The organism is Burkholderia cepacia complex sp. TUM26381 (assembly GCF_057439935.1).
Genome location: NZ_CM172007.1, coordinates 3047372 through 3069436 on the forward strand (window position 1 = coordinate 3047372; position 22065 = coordinate 3069436).

A 22065-nucleotide genomic window follows, 5' to 3' on the forward strand; every position below is an offset into this window, starting at 1 on the left:
GCCGCCAACCTTCAGTAAAATGAATTTAATATCGTGATTGATTCAAGATTCTGATGAAGATCGATACGCTCGGTGTCCAGGCCTTCGTCGCAATCGCCGACGGCGGCAGCTTCCGGCAGGCAGCCGATACGCTGCACGTCACGCAAACGGCGATCACGCAGCGGCTGCGCAAGCTCGAATCGTATCTCGGCGTCGCACTGGTCGAGCGCACGACGCGCCGCACCACGCTGACCGAGATCGGCCGGCGTTTCCTGCCGCAGGCGCGCCGGCTGCTGAACGAGCTGTCCGACGCGCTGACCGAAATCCGCGAGACGGGCCTGAGCCAGCGCGGCGACGTCACGATTGCATGCGTGCCGACGGTCGGCGTGCAGTATCTGCCGCGCATCCTGCGCGCGTTCTCCGGGCACCGTCCGCACGATCGCGTGAAGATCCTCGATCACGCGTCGGCGTCGGTGCTGCAGGCCGTGCTGCGGCGCGAGGCCGAATTCGGCATCAGCATCGCCGGCGACCAGCACCCCGAACTCGTCAGCGTGCCGCTCACGCACGATCCCTATGTGCTCGTGTGCCGCGACGATCATCCGCTCGCGAAGCGGCGGCGCATCCGCTGGGCGGCATTGCAGCCGCATCCGCTGATCTTCGCCGGCGAAGTGAGCGGCAATCGCGGGCTGCTCGAAGGCGCGCTGAAGACGAGCGGCGTGTCGTTGCATTCGTTCTACGAGGTACAGCGCAGCTCGACGGCGCTCGGGCTCGTCGCGGAAGGGCTCGGCGCGGCCGTCGTGCCGAAGCTCGCGATCCAGAAGAATGCGTATCCGATGATCCGCACGATCGAGCTCGTCGAGCCGTCGGTGTCGCGCACGCTCGTGCTCGTCACGCGCAAGAACGCGCAACTGTCGCCCGCGGCGTGCGCGCTTTACGACATGATCGTCGCGCGTGCGACACCCTGTCCATAGTGTCAGTAGCGCGTCACGAAGCAGCGCCTTAGGGTTAGTATCGGCACATGCGGCTGCCACGAACGGCGCCTACCCGGTGCCGCACGCGTGATGCCGCCGCTGCAACGGCCGTTCCTCACCCCTCTGCACGGAGCACTGCATGGCCTATCGCAACTACCACAAGCGCAAGATTGCAGACCGGGAACTCCATCCCGAAACCCAGATGATGTCCTACGGCTACGATCCGTTCCTGTCGGAAGGATCGGTGAAGCCGCCCGTGTTCCTCACGTCCACGTTCGCGTTCCGCACGGCCGAGGATGGCGCCGAGTTCTTCGACGTCGTGGCCGGGCGCAAGCCGTCACCGGAAGGCGAAGGCGCGGGCCTCGTCTACAGCCGCTTCAATCACCCGAACCTGGAGATCGTCGAGGACCGCCTCGCGCTGCTCGACGATTCCGAAGCCGCCGTCGTCACGTCGAGCGGCATGTCCGCAATCGCCGCGATCCTGCTGACGTTCCTGCGGCCGGGCGACTGTGTCGTCCAGTCCGTGCCGCTGTACGGCGGTACCGAGACATTGATCTCGAAGTTCCTGCCCGAGTGGGGCATTCGCTCCGAGGCGATCGCCGACGGGCTGTCCACCAGCGCGATCCGCGCCGCGCTCGAAGCGGCCGCGCAAAAGGGCAACGTGCGGATGTGCTACATCGAGACGCCCGCCAACCCGACCAACGCGCTGTTCGATCTCGAAGGGCTGCACCGCGAAATCGACGCGTTCGAGGCGCGCCACGGCTATCGCCCGCTGTCGGTCTGCGACAACACGCTGCTCGGGCCGCTGTACCAGAAACCATCGCGGCAAGGCATCGACCTGAGCGTGTACTCGCTGACGAAATACATCGGCGGGCATAGCGACCTCGTCGCCGGCGGCGTCACGGGCGCCCGCGACCTGATCACGAAAATCCGTTCGGTCCGCAGTACGCTCGGCTCGCAGCTCGACCCGCATTCGTCGTGGATGATCACGCGCTCGATGGAAACGCTCGTGCTGCGCATGCAGCAGGCCGCACGCAGCGGCAGCGCCGTCGCCCGCTGGCTCGCCGGCAATCCGCATCGGCCGGTGCGCGTGCTGCACCCCGAGCTGATCGACGATCTGGCCTACCAGGCCGTCTATCAGCGCCAGTGCAGCGGGCCCGGCTCGACGTTCGCCTTCATCCTCGACGGCGGCCGCGAGCAGGCGTTCCGGTTCATCAACCACCTGACGCTCTTCAAGTCGGCGGTCAGTCTCGGCGGTACGGAATCGCTGATCTGCCATCCGGCGTCGACGACGCATTCGGGCGTGCCGGCCGATGCGCGTGCCGCGGCGGGCGTATCGGAAGGGTTGATTCGCGTGTCGGTCGGGCTCGAACATCCGGATGACCTGATTGCCGATCTGTCGTACGCGCTGGAGCATTGCTGACGCAGGCGGCCGGTGCTCGATAGCGGTTCGCACGGAAGGCGCGCCGGTCGGTGCGGCAGGCAATCTGCAACGCCTGCTGCGCCGGCATGCCGGCGTTCGAGCGGCAGCGTCGCGTTGGCACAAGGCATCGCACCATGAACACCACGCGGCATCGATACCGGGTCACGGATCGTCAAGACGCGTTGTTCGCGACGACGACGATCGCGCATCTTCCGGGGCCGGTTCGTCGATCCGGTCCGTCTTCCCGGCTAGGTCCGGAAGGCGATCGCCGCGAAAATCCGGCCGCGAGAAGCGAGCCGGTGGCAGCGATTCACAGTACCTTCACCATGAATACGCGCGATGTCCCTTCCGGCTCGCACGGCACTTCGCCGAACGTCTCGTAACCCTGCTTCCGGTAGAAGTCCGGCGCCTGGAACGAGATCGTGTACAGCACCGCGCGCGCACAACCGCGCCGCTTCGCTTCCGCTTCGGCCTCGCGCAGCAGCCGGCTGCCGAAGCCGCCGCCGCGCAGCGATTCGGGCAAATAGAACAGGTCGATGAAGAACAGGCCGAGCGATGTGCGGCCGGTGAGGCCGCCCAGAACCTCGCCGGTCGCGGGATCGGTTACGTAAACGTCGAGCGCGGCCGCGTCCGAGCGCCCCGTCATCGCATGGTTGAATTCGCCGAGCCGGCGGCTGATGAAGTCTCGGGCGGCCGGCTGCTCGGTGTCGGTCAGTCGGAGGGTGACGTCGGGATGGGCGGTCATCGGGCGAATGCGTGCGTGAAAGGGGCCGCCGGGCATGCAGCAACCGCGGCGGGCATCGCACGACTATAGCGCGTCGCCACGCGACGTGGCGACCGCGCCATTGCCGTGCGACATCGCGCCCCGCCACACGCTCACGCCGCCGCGAACGCCGCCTTCAGGTCGGCCATGCGGCGCCGCTCGCGCGCGATCATCATCCGGTTCACGACGATCACGCCGATCGTCACGGCCGTGATGAACAGCGTCGCCAGCGCGTTCATCTCCGGGTTCAGCCCCAGCCGCACGCGCGAGAACACAACCAGCGGCAACGTCGTCGACCCCGGCCCCGACAGGAACGCCGACAGCACCAGATCGTCGATCGACAGCGTGAACGACAGCAGCCACCCCGACAGCAGCGCCTGCGAGATCAGCGGCAGCGTCACCACGAAGAACACCTTCAACGGTGTCGCACCCAGATCCAGCGCGGCCTCCTCCAGCGACTTGTTCATCTCCTTCACGCGCGACTGCACGATGATCGCCACGTACGACACGCACAGCATCACGTGACCGATCCAGATCGTCACCATCCCGCGACCCTTCGGCCAGCCGAACATCTGCTCCAGCGCCACGAACAGCAGCAGCAGCGAGATGCCCTGGATCACTTCCGGAATCACCAGCGGCGCGTTGATCATCCCCGTGTACAGCGTGAAGCCCTTGAAGCGGCCGAAGCGCGCGAGCACGAAGCCCGCCCACGTGCCGATCACGACCGACGCGGTCGCCGTCAGCAGGCCGATCTTCAGCGACAGCCACGCGGCCGTCAGCAGCTCGTCGTCCTCCAGCAGCGCCGCGTACCACTTCAGCGAGAAGCCCGACCACACCGTCACCAGCTTCGACTCGTTGAACGAGTACACGATCAGGCTGATGATCGGGATGTACAGGAACAGGAAGCCGAAGGCGAGAACGCCCGTCGACAGCGGTTTGCTCGGCTTGATCATTTCGCTTCCTCCAGTTCCTTGACCTGGTAGTACTGGAACAGCGCCATCGGCACCAGCAACAGCAGCACCATCGCGACCGTCACCGCGGACGCCATCGGCCAGTCCATGTTGTTGAAGAATTCATCCCACATCACCCGGCCGATCATCAGCGTGTCGGCGCCGCCGAGCAGCTCCGGAATCACGTACTCGCCCACCGCCGGGATGAACACCAGCAGGCTGCCGGCGATGATCCCGTTCTTCGACAGCGGCAGCGTGATCCGCGTGAACGCGACCCACGGCTTCGCGCCCAGGTCGTACGCGGCCTCGAGCAGCGTCAGGTCCATCTTCACGAGGTGCGCGTACAGCGGCATCACCATGAACGGCAGGTACGAATAGACCATCCCGATGTAGACGCCCGCATCGCTGTGGTACAGCCGCAGCGGCGTGTGGATGATGCCGAGCGCGATCAGCGTGTGGTTCAGCAGGCCGTCGTCCTTCAGGATGCCGATCCATGCGTACACGCGAATCAGGAATGAGGTCCAGAACGGCAGCATCACGGCCATCATCAGCACGTTGCGTCGGTTCGGTTCCGAGCGCGCGATGTAGTACGCCATCGGGTAACCGATCAGCAGGCACAGCACCGTCGACACGGCGGCCATCTTCAGCGAGCTGAGGTAGGTCGCGATGTACAGGTCGTCCTGCAGCAGGAACGCGTAGTGCGACAGCTGCAGCGCGAAGTGCACGACGCCGTCCTTGATCTCGACGAGCGACGTGTACGGCGGAATGCCCATCACCTGGTCGGCGAAGCTGATCTTCAGCACCAGCACGAACGGCAGCGCGAAGAACACGGCAAGCCACAGGAACGGCACGCCGATCGCGACGCTGCGGCCCGACGGCAGGAAGCGCGACAGCGCGGCGAAGCGGCCCGGGCGGGCGCGGCCGGCGCCCGTACTCGCGGCGCCGGTCGACACCGGCGCGGAAGGCGTGGAAGCAGAGGTTCTCATCGTGTCGTCCTCACTGCGTCAGCACGACGCCGCTGGCCGGCGACCACGACACGAACACGTCGTCGTTCCACGCCGGTGCGTTGTCGCTCATCAGGTGCGAGCTCGACAGGTTCGACACGACCGTCTTGCCGCTCGGCAGCCGCACGTGGTACAGCGAGTAGCTGCCCATGTACGCGATGTCGGTCACGACGCCGCGCGCCCAGTTGTGCTTCGAACCCGGCTTCTCGCGCGATACGTGCACGCGTTCCGGGCGCACCGAGATGCCGACCGGCATCCCGAGCGGGCCGGTGACGCCGTGGCTCACGACCATGCGCGCTTCGAGGTCGTCGCTCTCGACGAAGATGTGGTCGGGCTCGTCCTCGACGACGCGGCCTTCGAACAGGTTGGTCGAGCCGATGAATTCGGCCGAGAAGCGGCTGTTCGGAAACTCGTACACCTCGCCCGGCGCGCCGATCTGCACGATCTTGCCTTCGCTCATCACCGCGAGGCGGCTGGCCATCGTCATCGCCTCTTCCTGGTCGTGCGTGACCATCACGCAGGTCACGTCGACCTTCTCGATGATGTTCACGAGTTCGAGCTGGGTCTTCTGGCGGATCTTCTTGTCGAGCGCGGACATCGGCTCGTCGAGCAGCAGCAGCTTCGGGCGCTTGACCAGCGAGCGGGCCAGCGCGACGCGCTGCTGCTGGCCGCCGGACAGCTGATGCGGCTTGCGCTGCGCGTACTTGCTCATCTGCACGAGCGCGAGCGCATCGGCCACGCGCTCCTTGATTTCGTGCTTCGGCGTGCCTTCCTGCTTCAGGCCGAACGCGACGTTCGATTCGACCGTCATGTGCGGGAACAGCGCGTACGACTGGAACATCATGTTCACCGGGCGGCGGTACGGCGGCAGCGACGCGAGGTCCTCGCCGTCGACGAAGATCTTGCCGGAGGTCGCCGTTTCGAGCCCGGCGAGCATGCGCAGCAGCGTGGACTTGCCGCAGCCGGAGCTGCCGAGCAGCGCGAACAGTTCGTTCTTCGCGATCGTCAGGTTCACGTTGTCGACGGCCGTGCTGTCGCCGAATTTCTTCACGACGTTTTCGATGCGCACGAACGCGTCGTTCGGCTTGAGCGGATCGATCGTCGCGCGAAGCACTGCATCAGGTGTACTGAATGAATCCCGTTTCATGATGGTCCGTGTTGGGCAGGTAAGCGAATCTCGGGCGTCAGGCGCGACCGGACGGACGCGCGCGCGGTGTCGGTGGAGCGGAATAGAACGACTCCCCGTCCGGAACGAATGGCGCAACGAAACAGGGCTGGGGGAAAGGCACGGCGATCGGCAGCCACTCGCGTCGGCCGGCATCGGCCGGCGCGCTGGCTGTCATGAACATTTCATTGGTTTTCATCGGGCTTTCCGCACGTTTCTGTCGTCTCCAGGGCGAATTTTTAAACGTGTCAAAAACCTTTTGGATCGCGGATTTCCGTTCCGGACATTGAACGGGATCGATGTTTGGGGAGGCGGGAAAACGGGGCGCGACACGGCGCCCGTGCAGCGGCGCGGGCACCCGGCAGATCGGGCGCCGCCGGGCGAAACGGAGGGTGGGGAAAACGAGCAGCCGGGGCGGCTGCCACGCGCGGCCGGTGCGCCGCGCGGGTGACGTCACTTCGCGTTCAGTTCCTGCCAGCGCCGGTACACGTCGATCGCACCGCTGTGCTTTTGCTGCACCATCGGCAACCGGCGTGCCTCGATCGGCTTCGCATATTCGGCATAGAACGTGTCGAGCTCGAAGTACTTGCGGTCGTCGCGGTAGAACGGCGCGTAATCCTCGCGCGTCGTGATGTAGATCACGCGCTTCGGGCTGCAGTAGTACAGCGAGCCGAGGCACATCGGGCACGGGCTCGCGAGGATGTAGATCTCGCAGTCGGTCGGGTGCTCGGTGCCGAGCTTGCGGCACGCGTCGCGCACCGCGAGGATCTCGGCGTGCGCGGTCGGGTCGCGGGTCTGCGCGACGAGGTTCGGGCTCTCCGCGACGATCTCGCCGTCGCGGACGATCACCGTCGCGAACGGGCGGCCGCCCTCTTCCACGTTCTTCATCGCGAGATCGATCGTGCGTTTCACAAAATCCATGGCGGTGGCCTCGTTGCAACGGAATCGCGGGAACGCGCGCCGGCCGGCAGCCGGCGCACGTCGGGCGGAACCTGTACGGCGCTGCTGCCGCGGCGCCGTGCGGGCGTCAGAACGGCTTGGTCGGCAGGTACTTGCCGTCGAGCGTGATCACCGCGCGCGAACCGCCTTCGGGATCGTCGACCTTCTTCACGTCGAGCCGGAAATTGATCGCGCTGATGATGCCGTCGCCGAACTTCTCGTGGACGAGCGCCTTCAGCGTCGTGCCGTACACCTGCAGCATTTCGTAGAAGCGGTAGATCGTCGGATCGGTTGGCACGCGATCGTCGATGCTGCCGCGCAGCGGGATCGTCTGCAGCAGCAGGACCGCATCGTCGTCGAGGCCGAGCTTGCCGGCGACGACGCGCGCCGCATCGGCCGGCAGCGCATGCTGGCCGAGCAGCGCGGCGGTAACGAACGCTTCGCTCAGGCCCGTGCCTTCGATGAGCTGAGCGAACGACAGGTTCTTGCGCGCCTTCGCGAGGACGACGGTTTCCGCAAGCGCGTGGCGGGCAGTCTGGCTGTGCTGGGACTGGATCATGGCAATTCCTCGTGATGGGGTGGGAGCAATTCGGATTCAGGCCGCGACGGCGAGCGTCGCGGGAGTCGCGCGGACACCAGGGTGGTCCGCGAGGGACACGAACCGGCCGGTCGCGCCGTCATAGGCGTCGATACAGCCCGATTCGATGTCGTAGACCCAGCCGTGCAGCGCGAGACGCCCTTCTTCGAGCGCGAGCCGCACGGCAGGGTGCGTCTTCAGGTTGGCGAGTTGCGCGACGACGTTCTCGCGCACCATCGAGTCGATCCGCTCGCGTTCGCTGCGGTGCGTGCGCGCCTCGTTCACGACGCGCGCCGAATCGGCGTAGCGCAGCCAGTGGCCGACGGCCGGCATGTGGTCCATGCACTGGCACGTCGCGATCGCGGTCATCGCGCCGCAGTCGGAATGGCCGCAGATCACGACATCGGTCACGCGTAGCGCGGCGACCGCATATTCGACGGACGCCGACACGCCGCCCGGCTCGGGGCCGTACGACGGCACGATGTTGCCGGCGTTGCGGATCACGAACAGGTCGCCCGGTTCGCGCTGCGTGACGAGTTCCGGCACGAGCCGGCTGTCCGAGCACGAGATGAACAGCGCACGCGGGTGCTGGCTGCGGGCGAGATCGCGGAACAATGCGGCGCGTTCCGGATAGGCGTCGCGCTGGAACTTCAGGAAGCCTTCGATGATGTCCTTCATCGCGTGTTCTCCGGGTCGGGTGGAATCGATGAAGGGCAGGTTACGCCGGACTTCCAATAACGTAAAAGACTGATTTATGATCCACCCGATAAGCACGACTTATAGGAACCGCCATGCTGCTGCGCCATATCCACTACTTCCTGGCCGTCGCCGAACACCGCAGCTTCACGCGTGCGGCCACCGCGCTGCATGTGTCGCAGCCCGCGCTGTCGCAGCAGATCCGGCAGCTCGAGGAGACGCTCGGCGCGCAACTGTTCGACCGCACCGGGCGCGTCACGCGGCTGACGGACGCCGGCGACGTGTATTTCCGCTATGCGCGGCAGGCGCTGCACGATCTCGCGGAAGGCCGGCGCGCCATTCACGACGTGCAGGATCTGAGCCGCGGCTCGCTGCGGATCGCGGTCACGCCGACTTTCACGAGCTATCTCGTCGGGCCGCTCGTCGACGCGTTTTACGGGCGTTATCCGGACGTGACGCTGTCGGTACGCGAGATGTCGCAGGAGCGTATCGAGACGCTGCTCGTCGACGACGAGCTCGATGTCGGCATCGCATTCGAGGACGTGCAGTCGGCGGATATCGAAGTGGAGACGTTGCTGGTCGAAACGCTCGCGCTCGTCGTGAACCGTCGGCACGCGCTCGCGGGAAAGCGCAAGGCCGGCCTGCGCGCGCTGCACGATGCGCCGCTCGTGTTGCTCACGGCCGAGTTCGCGACACGCACGCAGATCGATCACTATTTCCGCGAGCACGACGTGCAGCCGCGCGTGCTGATGGAAGCGAATTCGCTGGGTGCGGTGATCGAGATCGTGCGCCGCACGAACCTCGCGACGCTGCTGCCCGCGACGATCGCGACGGGGCACGACGATCTCGTCGCCGTCGCGCTCGATCCGGCCGTCCTGAAGCGCACGGCCGTGCTGCTGCAGCGCAAGGGCGCGTACCGCAGCGCGGCCGCGCGCGCGTTCGTCGAGCTGGCGCTGGCACTGGGAAAGGGAAAGGAAAAACCGGAAGGCGATTCACGCCCGGCGAGCCGGAAGGCAGCCGGGTAATGCACGCCGCGGCGCCGGATCGAACCGGCGCGGCAAACCGCGTCAGTTGTAGCCGAGAATCGCCACCGCCGCGACGTCCGGCCGATCGAGCGTATTCCCGACGAGCGACGTCATCGGTTCCTGCAGCACGGCCTGATACGACGTCACGCGCGCCGCTTCCGGCACGCCGGCATCGTCCGATGCCGGTTCGTCGAACGCGGCATCGAAACCGCTATGAAACCCTGCTTGATTCTGCGAAAAAGTCATCTCCACTCCTTTACCTGATCATGTTTTAGATGTTCTAACCGACCTGCTTCAACGCTGCCGCATGCACTGTCGTGCCGTCGTGCGCCGCCTCCGATCGCGCCAGCTGCGCACGCGTTCGCCGCGTGATGTGAATCACCGCGAACACGACTGGTGCGATCAACAGGCCTTCCGCCAGTTCGGGGTCGACCGGCAGGTTCATCACGTGCAGCGCCTTGAACGCTGCCGTGGCAAGCGACAGCACGTAGTACGAAATGGCGGCCACCGACAGCCCCTCGACCGCATGTTGCAGATGCAGCTGGTTACGCGCGGTGCGCTCCATGCCCGCCAGCAGGCGTGTCACGTCCTTTTCCTGCGCGAGGTTCACGCGCGTGCGCAGCAGGTCGACCGCCCGCGCGATCCGTGCGGCGATCTGTTCGTGGCGCGCCCATACGCTGCGACAGGTTTCCATCGCCGGCGCGAAGCGCCGCTCCATGAATTCGGCGATCGTCGGCATCCCTTCGATGCGTTCCTCGCGCAACTCGTGGATGCGCGCCAGCACGAGCTTTTCGTACGCACGCGACGCACTGAAGCGCGCGCCCGATCCCGACAGCGATTCGACCCGTACCGCGAGATGCGTGAGCTTGACGAGCAGCGCCGTGTCGTCGCCGTCGGCACCGCTCGCGTCCATCCGCTGCATCAATGCGTGCAGCGCCGCGTGGATCTCGTCGAGCTCGCGGCTCATCCGGCGCGCAACGGGCAACGCCAGCAGCGCCATCATCCGGTACGTTTCGATTTCATACAGGCGCTGCAGCAGGCGGCCGCCCTGCTCCTCGCGGAAATCCTCGTCGACGACGAGAAAGCGCATGAAGCCGTCGTCGCGCACATGCCAGTCGCAGAACACCTTGCCGCCGCCGAGCACGCTGCTGCCGACGAGCGCGGGCCCGTCGATCCAGCGGCGCAGGTCGCCGCAGACGAGCCGCGCGGCGTCGCCCGTCAGCAGCTCCATGCGCACCGCGACGAAACGGATGCCGGCGAGCCGCGCGAACCACGCGGCCGGAATGCCTTCGATCGCGAGATCGTCGAAATAGCCGGTGTCGCAACGCGGCGCGACGAACGTGAAGGTCGAGAATTCGGTGTGGCGCTCCCACTTCAGGTGCCAGCCGCTCGGCGACTGCACCGCGTAGTGCGTCGCGCCGTCGTGCGGCGCGGCAATGCCGGTATCGCGGCACAGCGCGTGCAGCAGCGTTTCGTGGATGTCGGGCTGGCCGTCCGCGTAGATCGCGTAATGCGTGAGCGACACGGCTTCGGCGAGCCGCAGGAACGGCCGGGCATGCAATTCCGCGGCCAGGGCGGCGCGCAACGGATGGTCCATCATCGATACACCACGCTTCCTTGTTCAGTCCTGCACGCCGGCTCGGCCGGCCCGTTCGCCGCGCCACCCTCGGGGGGGAAACGCCAGCGTGATCGCACTATGGCAGACACACAGCAACAATAAAAACGCATAATGCTGATCGTTACGTTCAGTTTTCCTGATACCGATGAAGATGCTCGATCACGACGTGCTGACCACCGTCGTCGCCGTCGCGGAGACCGGCAACATGACGCGCGCCGCCGAGGCCGTGAACCGCTCGCAGTCGGCCGTGAGCATGCAGATCAAGAGCCTGGAAGACGCGATCGGCCGGCCCTTGTTCGTGCGCAAGCCGCGCAGCATCGTGCTGACGCGCGAGGGCGAGGTGCTGCTGGGATTCGCCAGACGAATGCTGGCGCTGCGCGACGAGGCATGGGCGGCCGTGGTACGGCCGGAAGTGACCGGCAAGGTCGTGATCGGCGTGCCGGACGACTATGCGTCGTCGCTGCTGCCTTCCGTCCTGAAGAAGTTTTCGGCGACCTACCCGAAGGTCGAGATCCAGGTGATCGGGCTGCCGAGTAGCGCGCTCGCGCCGTTGATCAAGGACGGCACCGTCGATCTCGTGTGCGGCACGCGCATCAAGGGGCTGACCGGCGATTTCATCCGCCACGAGCCGATGGCGTGGGCCGCGATGACGAACGGGCCGCGCGTCTGGGAAGAACGGCCGCTGCCGATCGCGGTGTTCATGCCGGGCAGCGTCGCGCGCGAGAATGCGATCCGCAGCCTCGAGCGCGCCAAGGTGCCATACCGCACCTCATATGAAAGCCCGAGCCTGCTCGGGCTGCTGAGCATGGTCGAGGCCGGCCTTGCGGTCGCGCCGCTCGCGCGCTGCGCGATTCCCGCGCAACTGTCGATGCTGGGCCGCTCGCACGGGTTGCCCGACCTGCCGCCGCTCGAACTGATCCTCGCACGCAGCACGAAATCGAAGCGGCCGCCGTGCGACTTTCTCGCGGAACAGCTGATGGAAGACCTGCAGCGGCAGACCGGGCAGGCCGGCGACGCATAGTCAGCGCGTCGCGCCGAACCCGGCCGCGCCCAGCGCCGCGTTGACGTGCGCGGCAACCGCATCGACGAGTGCCTCGAGCGTATCGGCGCGCACGTGCCGACATTCCGGCACCACGTGTTCGGTACGTTGCCAGCCCGATTGCGCGCCCGACGCGACCGACAGCGTCGCGCCGAACCGGTGGCCGTGGCGGCGGCCGAAGATGCTCACGCGCCGCTCGGCCACATATGCCTGCTCGGGCAGGCAGAGCCGGATCTCGACCGCCACCTGGCCGGGATCGTTGACGCGTGCGGCCGGGCTGACCGCCGCCCCGAACACCTTGCCGATCCGCCAGGCCACGCAGGTCTCCCAGGCCTCTAGCGGCCCGCCGATCGCGTCGACCCGCTCGGTGTCGACCGACCACTGATGCCCGTCGGGCACGACGATCGCCTGATGCAGCAGCACTTCGGCCACGCGCACCGTCGTCACGAGCTGACGCGCGAGTTGCTGGCCCGACGGCAGCGACGCCGTCCGTACGCGACGGCTTGCCGGCCGCGCGACCTGCACTGCTTCCATGAGGTCCATGACCCCTCCGTATTCAGGATCGGCGCCGCGCACGCGGTGTCGCGCGCCTGTCCGCCGCCTGCGGGCGGATAGCGCGGCAACCCGGCGGTCGGGCAGCGGATCGGATAAGCCATCGAGGAACGGGCAACAACCGCTCCCCGCTTCACCGTGCCTTCGGCCCGACGCGCAACCAGCGCGCGACCGGCCCGATCACCGCATCGGCCTGCTGCGCGATCAGCATGTGCAGCGTGAAATCCAGGTCTTCAGGCGCGATGTCGAAGTGCACGTGGATCACGTCGCGCACGGCACGCGCGCTGACGACATACACGCCGAGCGGGGAATGCAGCAGCGCCGCGAGCCGCGCGTGCGCGTGTTCGCCGGAATCGGCCGTCAAGGTGACGGGCAACTGCAGGCGCGGGCGCGGCGGCGGGAACGGAATGACGTTGTTGCGTGCGCCGGCGCGCAACTGGCGGCCGGCGACGTCGTAGGCGGGAACGGGATGAATGAAGGTCATGGAGCGGACGGAGGCCGTCTCGGCTGTTCGACACATCCCCAGCTTAGAAGAGACCGCATAAACGTCGTGCAAAAAAACGGGGCGCCGGCGCAAAAAACGGCACGGAGACGCGACACGTCACCGTGCGGCCGTCATGTGCGCGCCGCAGCCGCGCGCCACGGTTCGCGTCAGCCTTGCCTGCGCGTCGGTCGCCGCACTACGCGAACGCTTCGAGCGACGCGCGCCGCCGCTCGTCGACCATCGATTCGATCAGCGACACCAGATCGTCGGTCAGCGGATCGCAGATGCCCGGCGAGCGATGCAGTTCGAGATCGGCCGCCGGCAGCGGCGGCAGCCCGTCCGTCTCGTCGAGCACGCGCCAGTTCTCGGGCAGCGTGCAGCGGTCGATCATCGTCACGGCCGCGCCGTGGTTCACCGCGATCTTGATGCCGGTCGGGCTCTGGCTCGTATAGACGACGTGATACGGCCGCTCGGCCGTCGCGAGCGCCTGCAGCCCGCGCTGCCGGTAGCAGCACGTCTCCGGAAACAGCGCGAGCGGCACCGACGCCTGCGGGCCGAGCGCGAAATCCCGGTGCGCGGCCCACACGACCTCGTGACGGCCGAGCAGCCGTCCGCCCGCGTTCGGCCCGTGGCGCACGACGAGCGCGACGTCGAGCTCGCCGGCCTGCAGCCGTTCGAGCAGTTCGAGCGACGTGCGGCAATGCACGTGAAAGCGCGCGCCCGGCCGCATCGCATAGAACGACTTCAACAGATCGGGCAGCCACAGCTCCGCATAGTCCTCGGGCAGCCCGAAGCGCACGACGCCGCGATCGCTGCTCGCCTGCTTCAGCGCGAGGATCGCGTCGTTCTGCACCTGGATGATGCGGCGCGCATGGATCAGGAAATTCTCGCCGTCGCGTGACAGTTCGAGCCGCCGGCTGTTGCGCATGAACAGGTGCGTGTCGAGCCGCTCCTCGAGCGTGCGGATGCGCAGGCTGATCGTCGATTGCGTGCGATGCAGTTGCCGGGCCGCCGCGGTGAAGCCGCCGCTCTCGACCACGGCGACGAATGCGCGGATCAGTTCCGGATCGAGCGAACTGAGCTTCGACCAATCGGGCCTTTGAATGGCAGCCATCGGAATTACTCGCTTTCGAAAAAAGAAGGGAAGACGAAAGATAGGGCTCGGAGTACGCCGATTGTTGTCCGGATGCGCCCGGCCCTCCAACCCCTGCCCGGGTATGACAAACCCGGAGCCGGTTCGCGAATGCCTGCCCGCCGAGCCCGCCCCGCCCGCCGTCACGACACCGGCCGAGGCCCGCCCGGCGGGCGTCCGCGTGCCGGCCTCAGGGCATTCCCGGAGACGACGAAAACTCATAGCCCGATCAGAAAACATCGATTCACCGGCCGCGCCGCGGCCCACCACAATCGCCTCACACCCAACCTCATCGACGAGACACCGCAATGACCGCATCTCAACCCAGGCAGCTTTACATCGGCGAAGGCTTCGAAGGCCCCGGCGTCAACCTCGCGCACATCAACGTGCTGGTCGGCCCGCGCAACGGCCCGGCGGGCCAGGCGTTCGCCACGGCCCTCGCGACGCCGTCGGCCGGCCATGCGCCGTTCGTCGTGATCGCGCAGCCGGGCGTGCCGACCAAGCCGCTCACGCTGTACGTCAACAAGGCGCAGATCGCCGGCGATTTCCACGGCAACGCCACGTGGGGCGCGTCGCAGGCCGGCATCGCGAAGGCCGTGGCCGAAGCGCTCGAGAACGGCACGCTGCCGCCCGAAGCGGAGAACGACTGGGTCGTCGTGTCGGCGAACTGGGTGAACCCGCAGACCGACGATCTCGATGCCGTGTTCGAGAACAACTATCGTGCGTGCCGCAACGCGATCGTCGCCGCGATGGAAGGGCTGCCGCATCGCGACGCGGTATTCGCCGCCGCGCGCGACGTGTCGAACCCGTTCTATACCCCGAAGAAAAACTGACGACGACAAGCGGCCGACACAAGGCCGCACCTGGAGGAAACATGGAATACGTCCGCCTCGGCCAGTCCGGCCTGAAGGTGTCCCGCCTGTGTCTCGGCACGATGAACATGGGCACCCCCGAATGGAAGCCCTGGATCTTCGACGAAGCGCAGAGCGAGCCGATCGTGCGCCGTGCGCTCGACGCCGGCGTCAACTTCATCGATCTCGCGGATTTCTATTCGACGGGCGTCGGCGAGGAAGTGGTCGGCCGCATCCTGAAGCGCAACGCGCGCCGCGAGGAGCTCGTCGTGACGACCAAGGTCGGCTACGACATGGGCAGCTATCCGAACGCGGGCGGCCATTCGCGCAAGCACGTGCTCGACGGAATCGACGCTTCGCTGAAGCGGCTCGGGATGGATTACGTCGACATCTTCATGCTGCACTTCTTCGACGTGAACACGCCCGTCGAGGAAACGATGAGCGCGCTGCACGACATCGTGCGCGCGGGCAAGGCGCGCTATATCGGCGTATCGACGATGTATACGTGGCAGTTCGCGAAGATCATGCAGGCCTGCGAACGAAACGGCTGGGACAAGCCGATCAACATGCAGCTGCAGTTGAACCTCGCGTATCGCGAGGAAGAGCGCGAGATGGTGCCGTACTGCATCGACCAGGGCGTCGGCGTGTCGGTGTTCAGCCCGCTCGCGCGCGGCCTGCTGACCTGCGAGCCGCAATCGACGCGTAACCAGACCGACTTCTTCACCGCGCAGATGTACGGCGATGCTTCATCGCTTGCGATCGCGGAATCGGTCGCGAAGGTCGCGAAGCGCCGCGGCGTACCGCCCGCGCAGATCGCGCAGGCGTGGGTGCTGAGCCGCCCCGGCATCGCGAGCATGCTGGTCGGCGCGGATTCCGTCGCGCAGTTCGACAGCGCGCTCGGCGCGCTCGAAACGCAACTCGCCGAAGAAGAACTGCACGAGCTGGAACGCAACTACACGCCGTGCGACCTGATCAACGACTACACGGCCGGCAAGCGCATCGCGCGCGCGTCGCGTCCGGCGCAGGGCAGTTTCGCGACGGACTGATGGGCCGAGGCTCCGAGGCACTGAAGGAACAACACACAATGAACGAATTTCTGAGGACCGGCCATTACATCGGCGGCGAATGGCACGAATCGCATGGCGCGAGCGATGCGACCTATCCGGTGCTGAACCCCGCGACCGGCGAGACGATCGCGAAAGTCGCGAAAGGCGGCGCCGACGACACACAGCGCGCCATCGACGCGGCCGCGCACGCGTTTCCCGCGTGGCGCGCACTGACCGCGAAGGCGCGCGGCGCGCGTGTGAAGCGCTGGGGCGAGCTGATGCTCGAACACCGCGACGCGCTCGCCGAACTGCTGACGCGCGAGCAAGGCAAGCCGCTCGCGGAAGCGCGCGGCGAAGTCGCGTACGCGGCGAGCTTTCTCGAATGGTTCGCGGAAGAAGCGAAGCGCATGTACGGCGACGTGATCCCGAGCCCGAAGCCGGATGCGCAGATCGTCGTCACGCGCGAGCCGGTCGGTGTCGTCGCCGCGATCACGCCGTGGAATTTCCCGCTCGCGATGATCACGCGCAAGGCCGGCCCCGCACTCGCGGCCGGCTGCACGATGGTGCTGAAGCCGTCCGAGGAAACGCCGCTGTCGGCGTTCGCGCTCGCGGTGCTCGCCGAGCGTGCGGGCGTGCCGGCCGGCGTGTTCAACGTGGTGTCGGGCGACGCGGTCGCGATCGGCGAGACGCTGACGAGTTCTTCCGTCGTGCGCAAGCTGTCGTTCACGGGCTCGACGCGCGTCGGCAAGCTGCTCGCGAAGCAGTCGGCCGACACGCTGAAGAAGCTGTCGCTCGAACTCGGCGGCAACGCGCCGTTCATCGTGTTCGACGATGCCGATCTCGATGCGGCGGTCACGGGCGCGATCGCGTCGAAGTTTCGCAACACGGGCCAGACCTGCGTGTGCGTGAACCGCTTTCTCGTGCAGGACGGCGTGTACGACGCGTTCACGCGCAAGCTGGCGGACGCCGTGCGCACGCTGCGCGTCGGCAATGCGCTCGTCGACGAAGTCGACCAGGGGCCGCTGATCAACGAGGCGGCGCTCGGCAAGGTCGAGCGGCACGTGGCCGATGCGACCGCGAAGGGCGCGCACGCGCTCACCGGCGGCAAGCGTCATGGGCTCGGCGGCACGTTCTACGAGCCGACCGTGCTGACCGGCATGACGGCCGACATGCTGATCGCCGAAGAGGAAACCTTCGGCCCCGTCGCCGGCTGCTTCCGCTTCACGACCGAGGAAGAGGCCGTCGCCGCGGCCAACGACACGCCATTCGGGCTGTCCGCGTACTTCTACACGCGCGACCTCGGCCGCGCGTGGCGCGTGTCGGGTGCGCTGGAGAGCGGCATGGTCGGCGTCAACGACGGGATCATCTCGACCGAGGTCGCACCGTTCGGCGGCGTCAAGCAATCGGGGCTCGGCCGAGAAGGCTCGAAGTACGGCCTCGACGAATACGTGGAACTCAAGTACACGCTGATGGCCGGCCTCGGCCGCTGACCGCTCCCCGCGGTCGACCCGCGCCGCGTGCCGCCCGGGCGCGCGGCCGCACCACGCCTTGCACGACGCTCGCGGCGGCGCGCCGCCTGCGCGCGCCATTGCGCGCCAGATAACAATCCAGGAGGCAGCTTGACCCAAGCCAACGTTCAATCCGGCACCGCGCGCGCGTTGCCGCTGTCGCGCGGCGCCGATGCGCCGCACCGCCCCGTCGCGCTCGACGACGTGCCGCTCAACCGTTTCCACGTGAAGATCGCCGGCCTCACGTTCGGCGCGCATTTCACCGAAGGCTACACGCTCGGTACGATCGGCTACGCGCTGGCCGCGCTCGGCAGGCAGATGCCGATCGACGCGTTCTGGATGGGGATGATCGGCAGCTCGGCGCTGATCGGCATCTTCTTCGGCAGCCTCGTGTTCGGCTGGCTGTCGGACCGGATGGGCCGGCAGAAGATCTTCCTGACGAGCTTCGTGATCATCACGGCGGCCGCGTTCGCGCAGTGCTTCGTCACGTCGCCGCTCGAACTGTGCGCGCTGCGCGTGCTGATCGGCTTCGGGATGGGCGGCGACTTCACCGTCGGCCATGCGATCCTCGCCGAATTCTCGCCGCGCAAGCATCGCGGCGCGCTGCTCGGCTCGTTCAGCGTGATCTGGACGATCGGCTATGTCGCCGCGAACGTGCTCGGCCTCGCGTACGGCGACGCCGCGCCCGACGCATGGCGCTGGCTGCTCGCGTCAGCTGCGCTGCCTGCGCTGATCGTGCTGGTGCTGCGGATCGGCACGCCCGAATCGCCGCGCTGGCTGCTCGGCAAGGGCCGCGTGCAGGAAGCGCGCGCGATCGTCGCGAAGCATTTCGGGCCGCACGTGATGCTCGACGGTTCGGCCGAACCGCATGCGAATGCCGGTTTCGCGCGACTGTTCCAGCGTGACCTGGTCCGCCGCACGCTTTTCAACTGCGCGTTCTTCGTGTGCCTCGTGATTCCGTATTTCGCGATCTACACGTTCCTGCCGACGATCCTGAAGACGATCGGCCTCGCCGAAGGGTTCGGTGCGGACCTGCTGCTGAACGCGTTTCTCGTGCTGGGCGCGCTGATCGGCATCTGGCTGACGATCCGGCTGTCGCGACGCGGCTTCCTGATCGGCTCGTTCGCGGTGACGTGCGCGTCGCTCGTCGCGCTCGCGGTGCTGCCGTCGTCGGCGGCCCTCGCGATGATCGTCGCGTTCGCAATCTTCACGCTGACGATGTCGGCGTTCAGCAACCTCGTCGGCGTGTTCCCGCCCGAGTGCTTCCCGACCGAAGTGCGCGCGAGCGGCGTGGGCCTCGCGATCGCGTGCAGCCGGCTCGGATCGGCGATCGGCACGTTCCTGCTGCCGGCCGGCATCGCGACGCTCGGCTTTCACGCGACGATGTTCGCGCTCGCGGGCGTGTTGCTGGCGGGGATGATCGTGTCGATCGCGTGGGCGCCGGAGACGAAGCATCTCACACTGGAGGAGGCGTCGGGGCATTGACGATGGAGGCGGGTTGCGTGCCCGCCTGCTTCATCGCGCCTGAGGCTTTCGCATCGGCACGCCGCTGATGTGCCGCGGCGATGCCGAACGCGATGCGGTCGAACCCGGTCGTGGCCGGGTTCGTTCATTCCGGACACGATGAGATGCGCGCGTCCGCTCAGAACAGAATCGACGCGTAGTCCCGCGCGCCGTGCAGGACGTGAAGAATGTCGATCCGCGTCGGCGGATCGCCGACGACCCGGTAGAAGATCTGGTAGTTGCCGTACACTCGGTGCCGCACGCCGTCACGCTCGAGGCGCGGCACCAGCGGAAACGCCAGCGGCATCGCGGCTAGGCCCAGACACTTGTCGCGGATTTCCCGCACGAACGTCACGGCGCGTTGCGGGTTGTCGCGTGCGATGTCATCGGCGATTGCTTCGAGTTCGGCAATCGCAAAATCGGACAGGCGCACGGTCAGGCCTGACGATCCGCCTGATCCCGATACTTCGCCTCGAGACGATCGAAGACTTCCGCCGCCTCGGCGCTGCGCCCTGCTTCCGCATCGGCCACGCTGCGCGCGATCACCGCGTCCAGCGCATTCAGTTGCGCCTCGCGATCCTGGATCAGGCGCACGCCTTCGCGCAGCACTTCGCTCTTGGAACCGTAGCGCCCCGATTCGACCAGCTTCGCGACGTAAGCCTCCAGTTGCTGGCCCAGTTCCGCACTGATCATGTCGACCTCCCGACCGGATTGCATTCGATCTGCCAAGCGTATCCCGGCTATCAACTATTATCAAGAAGACGATCTCCAGACGGACCGGCGCGAATGCTTTCACGGCCGATCGGGTGGATGGACGGAACGGGACGCGCTACGAACAGGCTGCGACGGCGCCGGTATTCATCCGGGTTTCGCCTTTACTCGTGTAGCCTTGCCGGATCCTCACCATGCGGATACCGATCATGATTGAAGACATCGTCACGCCACAACCTGGCCTGAAGGTCTACCCGCCGGACACCGACGTCTTTGCCGAGCCCCATGCCGCACTCGCGCGCCATCTGCATCCGCTCGTGTCGATCGACCTGTCGACGGTCAATCCGTCGTGGCAGGGCTGGATCCACCTGCTCAGCCCCGTCGAACCTTATGACGGGCTCGTCGGGCAGGACACGGCCGCGTACCACAACGACTATCTCCGCGCGAACTGGATCGGGTTCCGGCTCGACGAAAACAACCGCTACACGCTGCTCGGCGACCCGCGCTACTTCTATCTGGAAAACCCGCCCGGCACACATGACGCAGGCTATCGCGCGGAACTGGAGGCGCATTACGCCGAACAACAGGCCAGCATCGAAGCGACGCGCAAGCGGTTCGCCGAATACGGCGTGCTCTACTCGTCCAACCAGTACGCGCCGGACGAGCGCGATTTCAGCCAGGAAAAACCGTGCAACCTCATCGACCAGCTTGGCGGATCGGTGGGCTGGGGCAACTGGTCGGGCACCTCGGATTTTCCGGTCGACGACAGCGATCCGGACAACATCCGGCCGATCGGCCCCGACGGTGCGCGCTTTCGCTTCGTCGCCGGCGTAACCGGATGGGAATATCGCGCGATGGGGGCGGACTGGATTCTCCTGTTTTACGAGCCGGTGAGCCGTGTGGCGCTGTTGACGTTCGACTGGTCGTAAGGCGGGCGGAACGGCGGGCGTTCCGTCTCGCGATTGGCCGTTCGGCTGACTCGGCCCGCAGGATTCGCGGCGATATGCTGGGGTTTTCCGCTTTTCGACCGCCACCATGCCCGCTCAGCATGTCGACCTCAGCCATGTCCTGCCGTACGAGACGACGTACTTCGACGATCGGCTCACGATCGATCGAAACGACCTGGATATCTCCGCGTTGCTGGGTGTGGAGGGTCACGTTCCCGACGCGTTGCTGGTTTCGTTGTGCGGAGCGCCCACCGGATCGGCGATTCAAGCCTATCTCGACAGCAGAGGCTGGTTGACGCTCTCGGTCACGAACACCACCTGGATCCGATCCGAAAACCGTGTATCGGTGCGTCGAGAATCGGACACATCCCTACTCGAACTCAAGACGATCGATCTCGTCGACAACGCAATCGCGGGACTCGGCGCGGCGATGCTGTGGCGCATCGTCAGGGCATCTGATACGTTGGGCATCAGCCGAATCATTGCATTCGCAGCGGGGGGCCGGAAGGGCGCGCCCAAACCGGGCGGGCGCCGGCTACTCGGATACTACGCATGGCCACGGTTCGGTTTCGACGCGCCCATTCCCGACAAGTGCAGCGATGAAGCGGCGTTGTTCCAGTATTTCCAGGGGCACCCGGTCGGTCTTGCCGACGGATCGCTCCGGTCGCTGCGTGCGCTCTATGCCACACGATTCGGGCGAGATTTCTGGCGTGTGGCGGGATCACATCGCTGGATGTCATTCGACGTCGCACCGCACGGCACATCTGTGCGGGCGTTGCAAAGACATCTGATCGAAAAGGGGATTTACGAATGAACGCAAAGCACACGCCGATTGCCGGATTCCGGATCGCGCGCGCCACGGCAAAGCGGGGCCGGCAGGCGAACCGGCATCGCCTCGCTCTCGTCTCCGAAGCCAGGCAACTCCTCGATACGCTCGTCGCAAACGAACTCCATCGAAGCCTGGCGCGCGTCATGCGCCAGTCCGCCGTCGAGCATGACACACGGCCGGCCGACATGCCGGCATCCCCGCCGCGACGCGCCGTCTTCAACGTCGGGCGTATCGATCTCTCCAAGTGCCAGTTGCCGGTCGAATCGCTCGCCGAAATCGAAGCCAGCGGCCGCCGGGAGACACTCATGCACTTCGGACACGACCCCGACGCGTAGCCGGCAACGACCGGGAAA

Annotated in this window: 26 protein-coding genes; 11 read left to right on the forward strand and 15 right to left on the reverse strand. The window is 66.5% G+C overall.

Features of this window, described 5'->3' with window-relative positions; translation table 11 throughout:
- Window positions 1-53 precede the first annotated feature (53 nt).
- Both ACWMMN_RS30435 and ACWMMN_RS30440 read left to right on the forward strand, forming a co-directional pair.
- Window positions 54-950: a LysR family transcriptional regulator gene (locus ACWMMN_RS30435; protein WP_256086854.1), complete on the forward strand. Its 897-nt coding sequence runs from the start codon at window positions 54-56 to the stop codon at window positions 948-950.
- Window positions 951-1089: 139 nt separating this feature from the next.
- On the forward strand, window positions 1090-2373 hold the full coding sequence (locus ACWMMN_RS30440) for a cystathionine gamma-synthase family protein (RefSeq protein WP_486423568.1): 1284 nt from the start codon (window positions 1090-1092) through the stop codon (window positions 2371-2373).
- A 310-nt stretch (window positions 2374-2683) separates the two neighbouring features.
- Here ACWMMN_RS30440 and ACWMMN_RS30445 read toward each other — a convergent pair whose 3' ends face one another.
- The 8 genes from ACWMMN_RS30445 to ACWMMN_RS30480 form a co-directional block, all read right to left on the reverse strand.
- The gene (locus ACWMMN_RS30445) at window positions 2684-3118 is read right to left on the reverse strand and encodes a GNAT family N-acetyltransferase (protein ID WP_059237803.1); all 435 of its coding nucleotides are present in this window, start codon (window positions 3116-3118) and stop codon (window positions 2684-2686) included.
- A 131-nt stretch (window positions 3119-3249) separates the two neighbouring features.
- Window positions 3250-4089: an ABC transporter permease subunit gene (locus ACWMMN_RS30450; RefSeq protein WP_059232999.1), complete on the reverse strand. Its 840-nt coding sequence runs from the start codon at window positions 4087-4089 to the stop codon at window positions 3250-3252.
- Window positions 4086-5072, reverse strand: a complete 987-nt coding sequence (locus ACWMMN_RS30455; protein WP_059237804.1) for an ABC transporter permease subunit — start codon at window positions 5070-5072, stop codon at window positions 4086-4088. Before ACWMMN_RS30455 ends, ACWMMN_RS30450 begins: the two co-directional genes overlap by 4 nt.
- A gap of 10 nt (window positions 5073-5082) precedes the next feature.
- Complete coding sequence (locus ACWMMN_RS30460; RefSeq protein ID WP_155627232.1) at window positions 5083-6237, reverse strand: polyamine ABC transporter ATP-binding protein; 1155 nt, start codon at window positions 6235-6237, stop codon at window positions 5083-5085.
- A gap of 37 nt (window positions 6238-6274) precedes the next feature.
- Window positions 6275-6454, reverse strand: coding sequence for a hypothetical protein (locus tag ACWMMN_RS30465; protein WP_155627233.1), 180 nt, complete (start codon window positions 6452-6454; stop codon window positions 6275-6277).
- Between the two features lie 254 nt (window positions 6455-6708).
- Entirely contained in the window at window positions 6709-7176 is a 468-nt protein-coding gene (locus tag ACWMMN_RS30470; protein WP_486423569.1) for a nucleoside deaminase, read from the reverse strand.
- 106 nt (window positions 7177-7282) lie between these two features.
- Window positions 7283-7753: a cyanase gene (gene cynS, locus ACWMMN_RS30475; protein ID WP_486423570.1), complete on the reverse strand. Its 471-nt coding sequence runs from the start codon at window positions 7751-7753 to the stop codon at window positions 7283-7285.
- 36 nt (window positions 7754-7789) lie between these two features.
- The gene (locus tag ACWMMN_RS30480) at window positions 7790-8449 is read right to left on the reverse strand and encodes a carbonic anhydrase (protein WP_059237808.1); all 660 of its coding nucleotides are present in this window, start codon (window positions 8447-8449) and stop codon (window positions 7790-7792) included.
- A 113-nt stretch (window positions 8450-8562) separates the two neighbouring features.
- Between ACWMMN_RS30480 and cynR the strand changes: the two genes are divergently transcribed.
- Complete coding sequence (cynR, locus tag ACWMMN_RS30485; protein WP_486423571.1) at window positions 8563-9492, forward strand: transcriptional regulator CynR; 930 nt, start codon at window positions 8563-8565, stop codon at window positions 9490-9492.
- Between the two features lie 42 nt (window positions 9493-9534).
- On the opposite strand, the gene ACWMMN_RS30490 is transcribed toward cynR, so the two are convergent.
- On the reverse strand, window positions 9535-9738 hold the full coding sequence (locus tag ACWMMN_RS30490; protein ID WP_059237810.1) for a hypothetical protein: 204 nt from the start codon (window positions 9736-9738) through the stop codon (window positions 9535-9537).
- A 34-nt stretch (window positions 9739-9772) separates the two neighbouring features.
- Window positions 9773-11092, reverse strand: coding sequence for a DUF3422 family protein (locus ACWMMN_RS30495; protein WP_486423572.1), 1320 nt, complete (start codon window positions 11090-11092; stop codon window positions 9773-9775).
- 163 nt (window positions 11093-11255) lie between these two features.
- Here ACWMMN_RS30495 and ACWMMN_RS30500 point away from each other — a divergent pair, with 163 nt between their 5' ends.
- Window positions 11256-12131: a LysR family transcriptional regulator gene (locus ACWMMN_RS30500; RefSeq protein ID WP_059237812.1), complete on the forward strand. Its 876-nt coding sequence runs from the start codon at window positions 11256-11258 to the stop codon at window positions 12129-12131.
- On the opposite strand, the gene ACWMMN_RS30505 is transcribed toward ACWMMN_RS30500, so the two are convergent.
- From ACWMMN_RS30505 to ACWMMN_RS30515, 3 genes are all read right to left on the reverse strand, one after another.
- On the reverse strand, window positions 12132-12692 hold the full coding sequence (locus tag ACWMMN_RS30505) for a hypothetical protein (protein WP_486423573.1): 561 nt from the start codon (window positions 12690-12692) through the stop codon (window positions 12132-12134).
- Window positions 12693-12834: 142 nt separating this feature from the next.
- Window positions 12835-13185: a hypothetical protein gene (locus tag ACWMMN_RS30510; RefSeq protein WP_256086862.1), complete on the reverse strand. Its 351-nt coding sequence runs from the start codon at window positions 13183-13185 to the stop codon at window positions 12835-12837.
- Window positions 13186-13381: 196 nt separating this feature from the next.
- Window positions 13382-14299, reverse strand: coding sequence for a LysR family transcriptional regulator (locus ACWMMN_RS30515; protein ID WP_044848054.1), 918 nt, complete (start codon window positions 14297-14299; stop codon window positions 13382-13384).
- Between the two features lie 326 nt (window positions 14300-14625).
- On the opposite strand from ACWMMN_RS30515, the gene fae reads away from it, so the two are divergent.
- From fae to ACWMMN_RS30535, 4 genes are all read left to right on the forward strand, one after another.
- Window positions 14626-15150 (forward strand): formaldehyde-activating enzyme, encoded by a 525-nt coding sequence (gene fae, locus ACWMMN_RS30520; protein WP_031397394.1) that lies wholly within the window; start codon window positions 14626-14628, stop codon window positions 15148-15150.
- Window positions 15151-15191: 41 nt separating this feature from the next.
- Window positions 15192-16214 (forward strand): aldo/keto reductase, encoded by a 1023-nt coding sequence (locus ACWMMN_RS30525; protein WP_059237815.1) that lies wholly within the window; start codon window positions 15192-15194, stop codon window positions 16212-16214.
- A 38-nt stretch (window positions 16215-16252) separates the two neighbouring features.
- Complete coding sequence (locus ACWMMN_RS30530; RefSeq protein WP_059240836.1) at window positions 16253-17704, forward strand: NAD-dependent succinate-semialdehyde dehydrogenase; 1452 nt, start codon at window positions 16253-16255, stop codon at window positions 17702-17704.
- 168 nt (window positions 17705-17872) lie between these two features.
- Window positions 17873-19207, forward strand: a complete 1335-nt coding sequence (locus ACWMMN_RS30535; protein ID WP_226196186.1) for an MFS transporter — start codon at window positions 17873-17875, stop codon at window positions 19205-19207.
- Between the two features lie 157 nt (window positions 19208-19364).
- On the opposite strand, the gene ACWMMN_RS30540 is transcribed toward ACWMMN_RS30535, so the two are convergent.
- Together ACWMMN_RS30540 and ACWMMN_RS30545 are read right to left on the reverse strand one after the other, a co-directional pair.
- Window positions 19365-19658, reverse strand: coding sequence for a type II toxin-antitoxin system RelE/ParE family toxin (locus tag ACWMMN_RS30540; protein WP_081051958.1), 294 nt, complete (start codon window positions 19656-19658; stop codon window positions 19365-19367).
- A 2-nt stretch (window positions 19659-19660) separates the two neighbouring features.
- The gene (locus tag ACWMMN_RS30545; RefSeq protein WP_059237817.1) at window positions 19661-19918 is read right to left on the reverse strand and encodes a type II toxin-antitoxin system ParD family antitoxin; all 258 of its coding nucleotides are present in this window, start codon (window positions 19916-19918) and stop codon (window positions 19661-19663) included.
- Between the two features lie 227 nt (window positions 19919-20145).
- Here ACWMMN_RS30545 and ACWMMN_RS30550 point away from each other — a divergent pair, with 227 nt between their 5' ends.
- From ACWMMN_RS30550 to ACWMMN_RS30560, 3 genes are all read left to right on the forward strand, one after another.
- Complete coding sequence (locus ACWMMN_RS30550) at window positions 20146-20865, forward strand: hypothetical protein (protein ID WP_256086864.1); 720 nt, start codon at window positions 20146-20148, stop codon at window positions 20863-20865.
- A gap of 106 nt (window positions 20866-20971) precedes the next feature.
- On the forward strand, window positions 20972-21697 hold the full coding sequence (locus ACWMMN_RS30555) for a hypothetical protein (RefSeq protein WP_486423574.1): 726 nt from the start codon (window positions 20972-20974) through the stop codon (window positions 21695-21697).
- Window positions 21694-22047, forward strand: a complete 354-nt coding sequence (locus tag ACWMMN_RS30560) for a hypothetical protein (RefSeq protein ID WP_174992663.1) — start codon at window positions 21694-21696, stop codon at window positions 22045-22047. The genes ACWMMN_RS30555 and ACWMMN_RS30560 overlap by 4 nt, the downstream gene beginning before the upstream one ends.
- Window positions 22048-22065 lie beyond the last annotated feature (18 nt).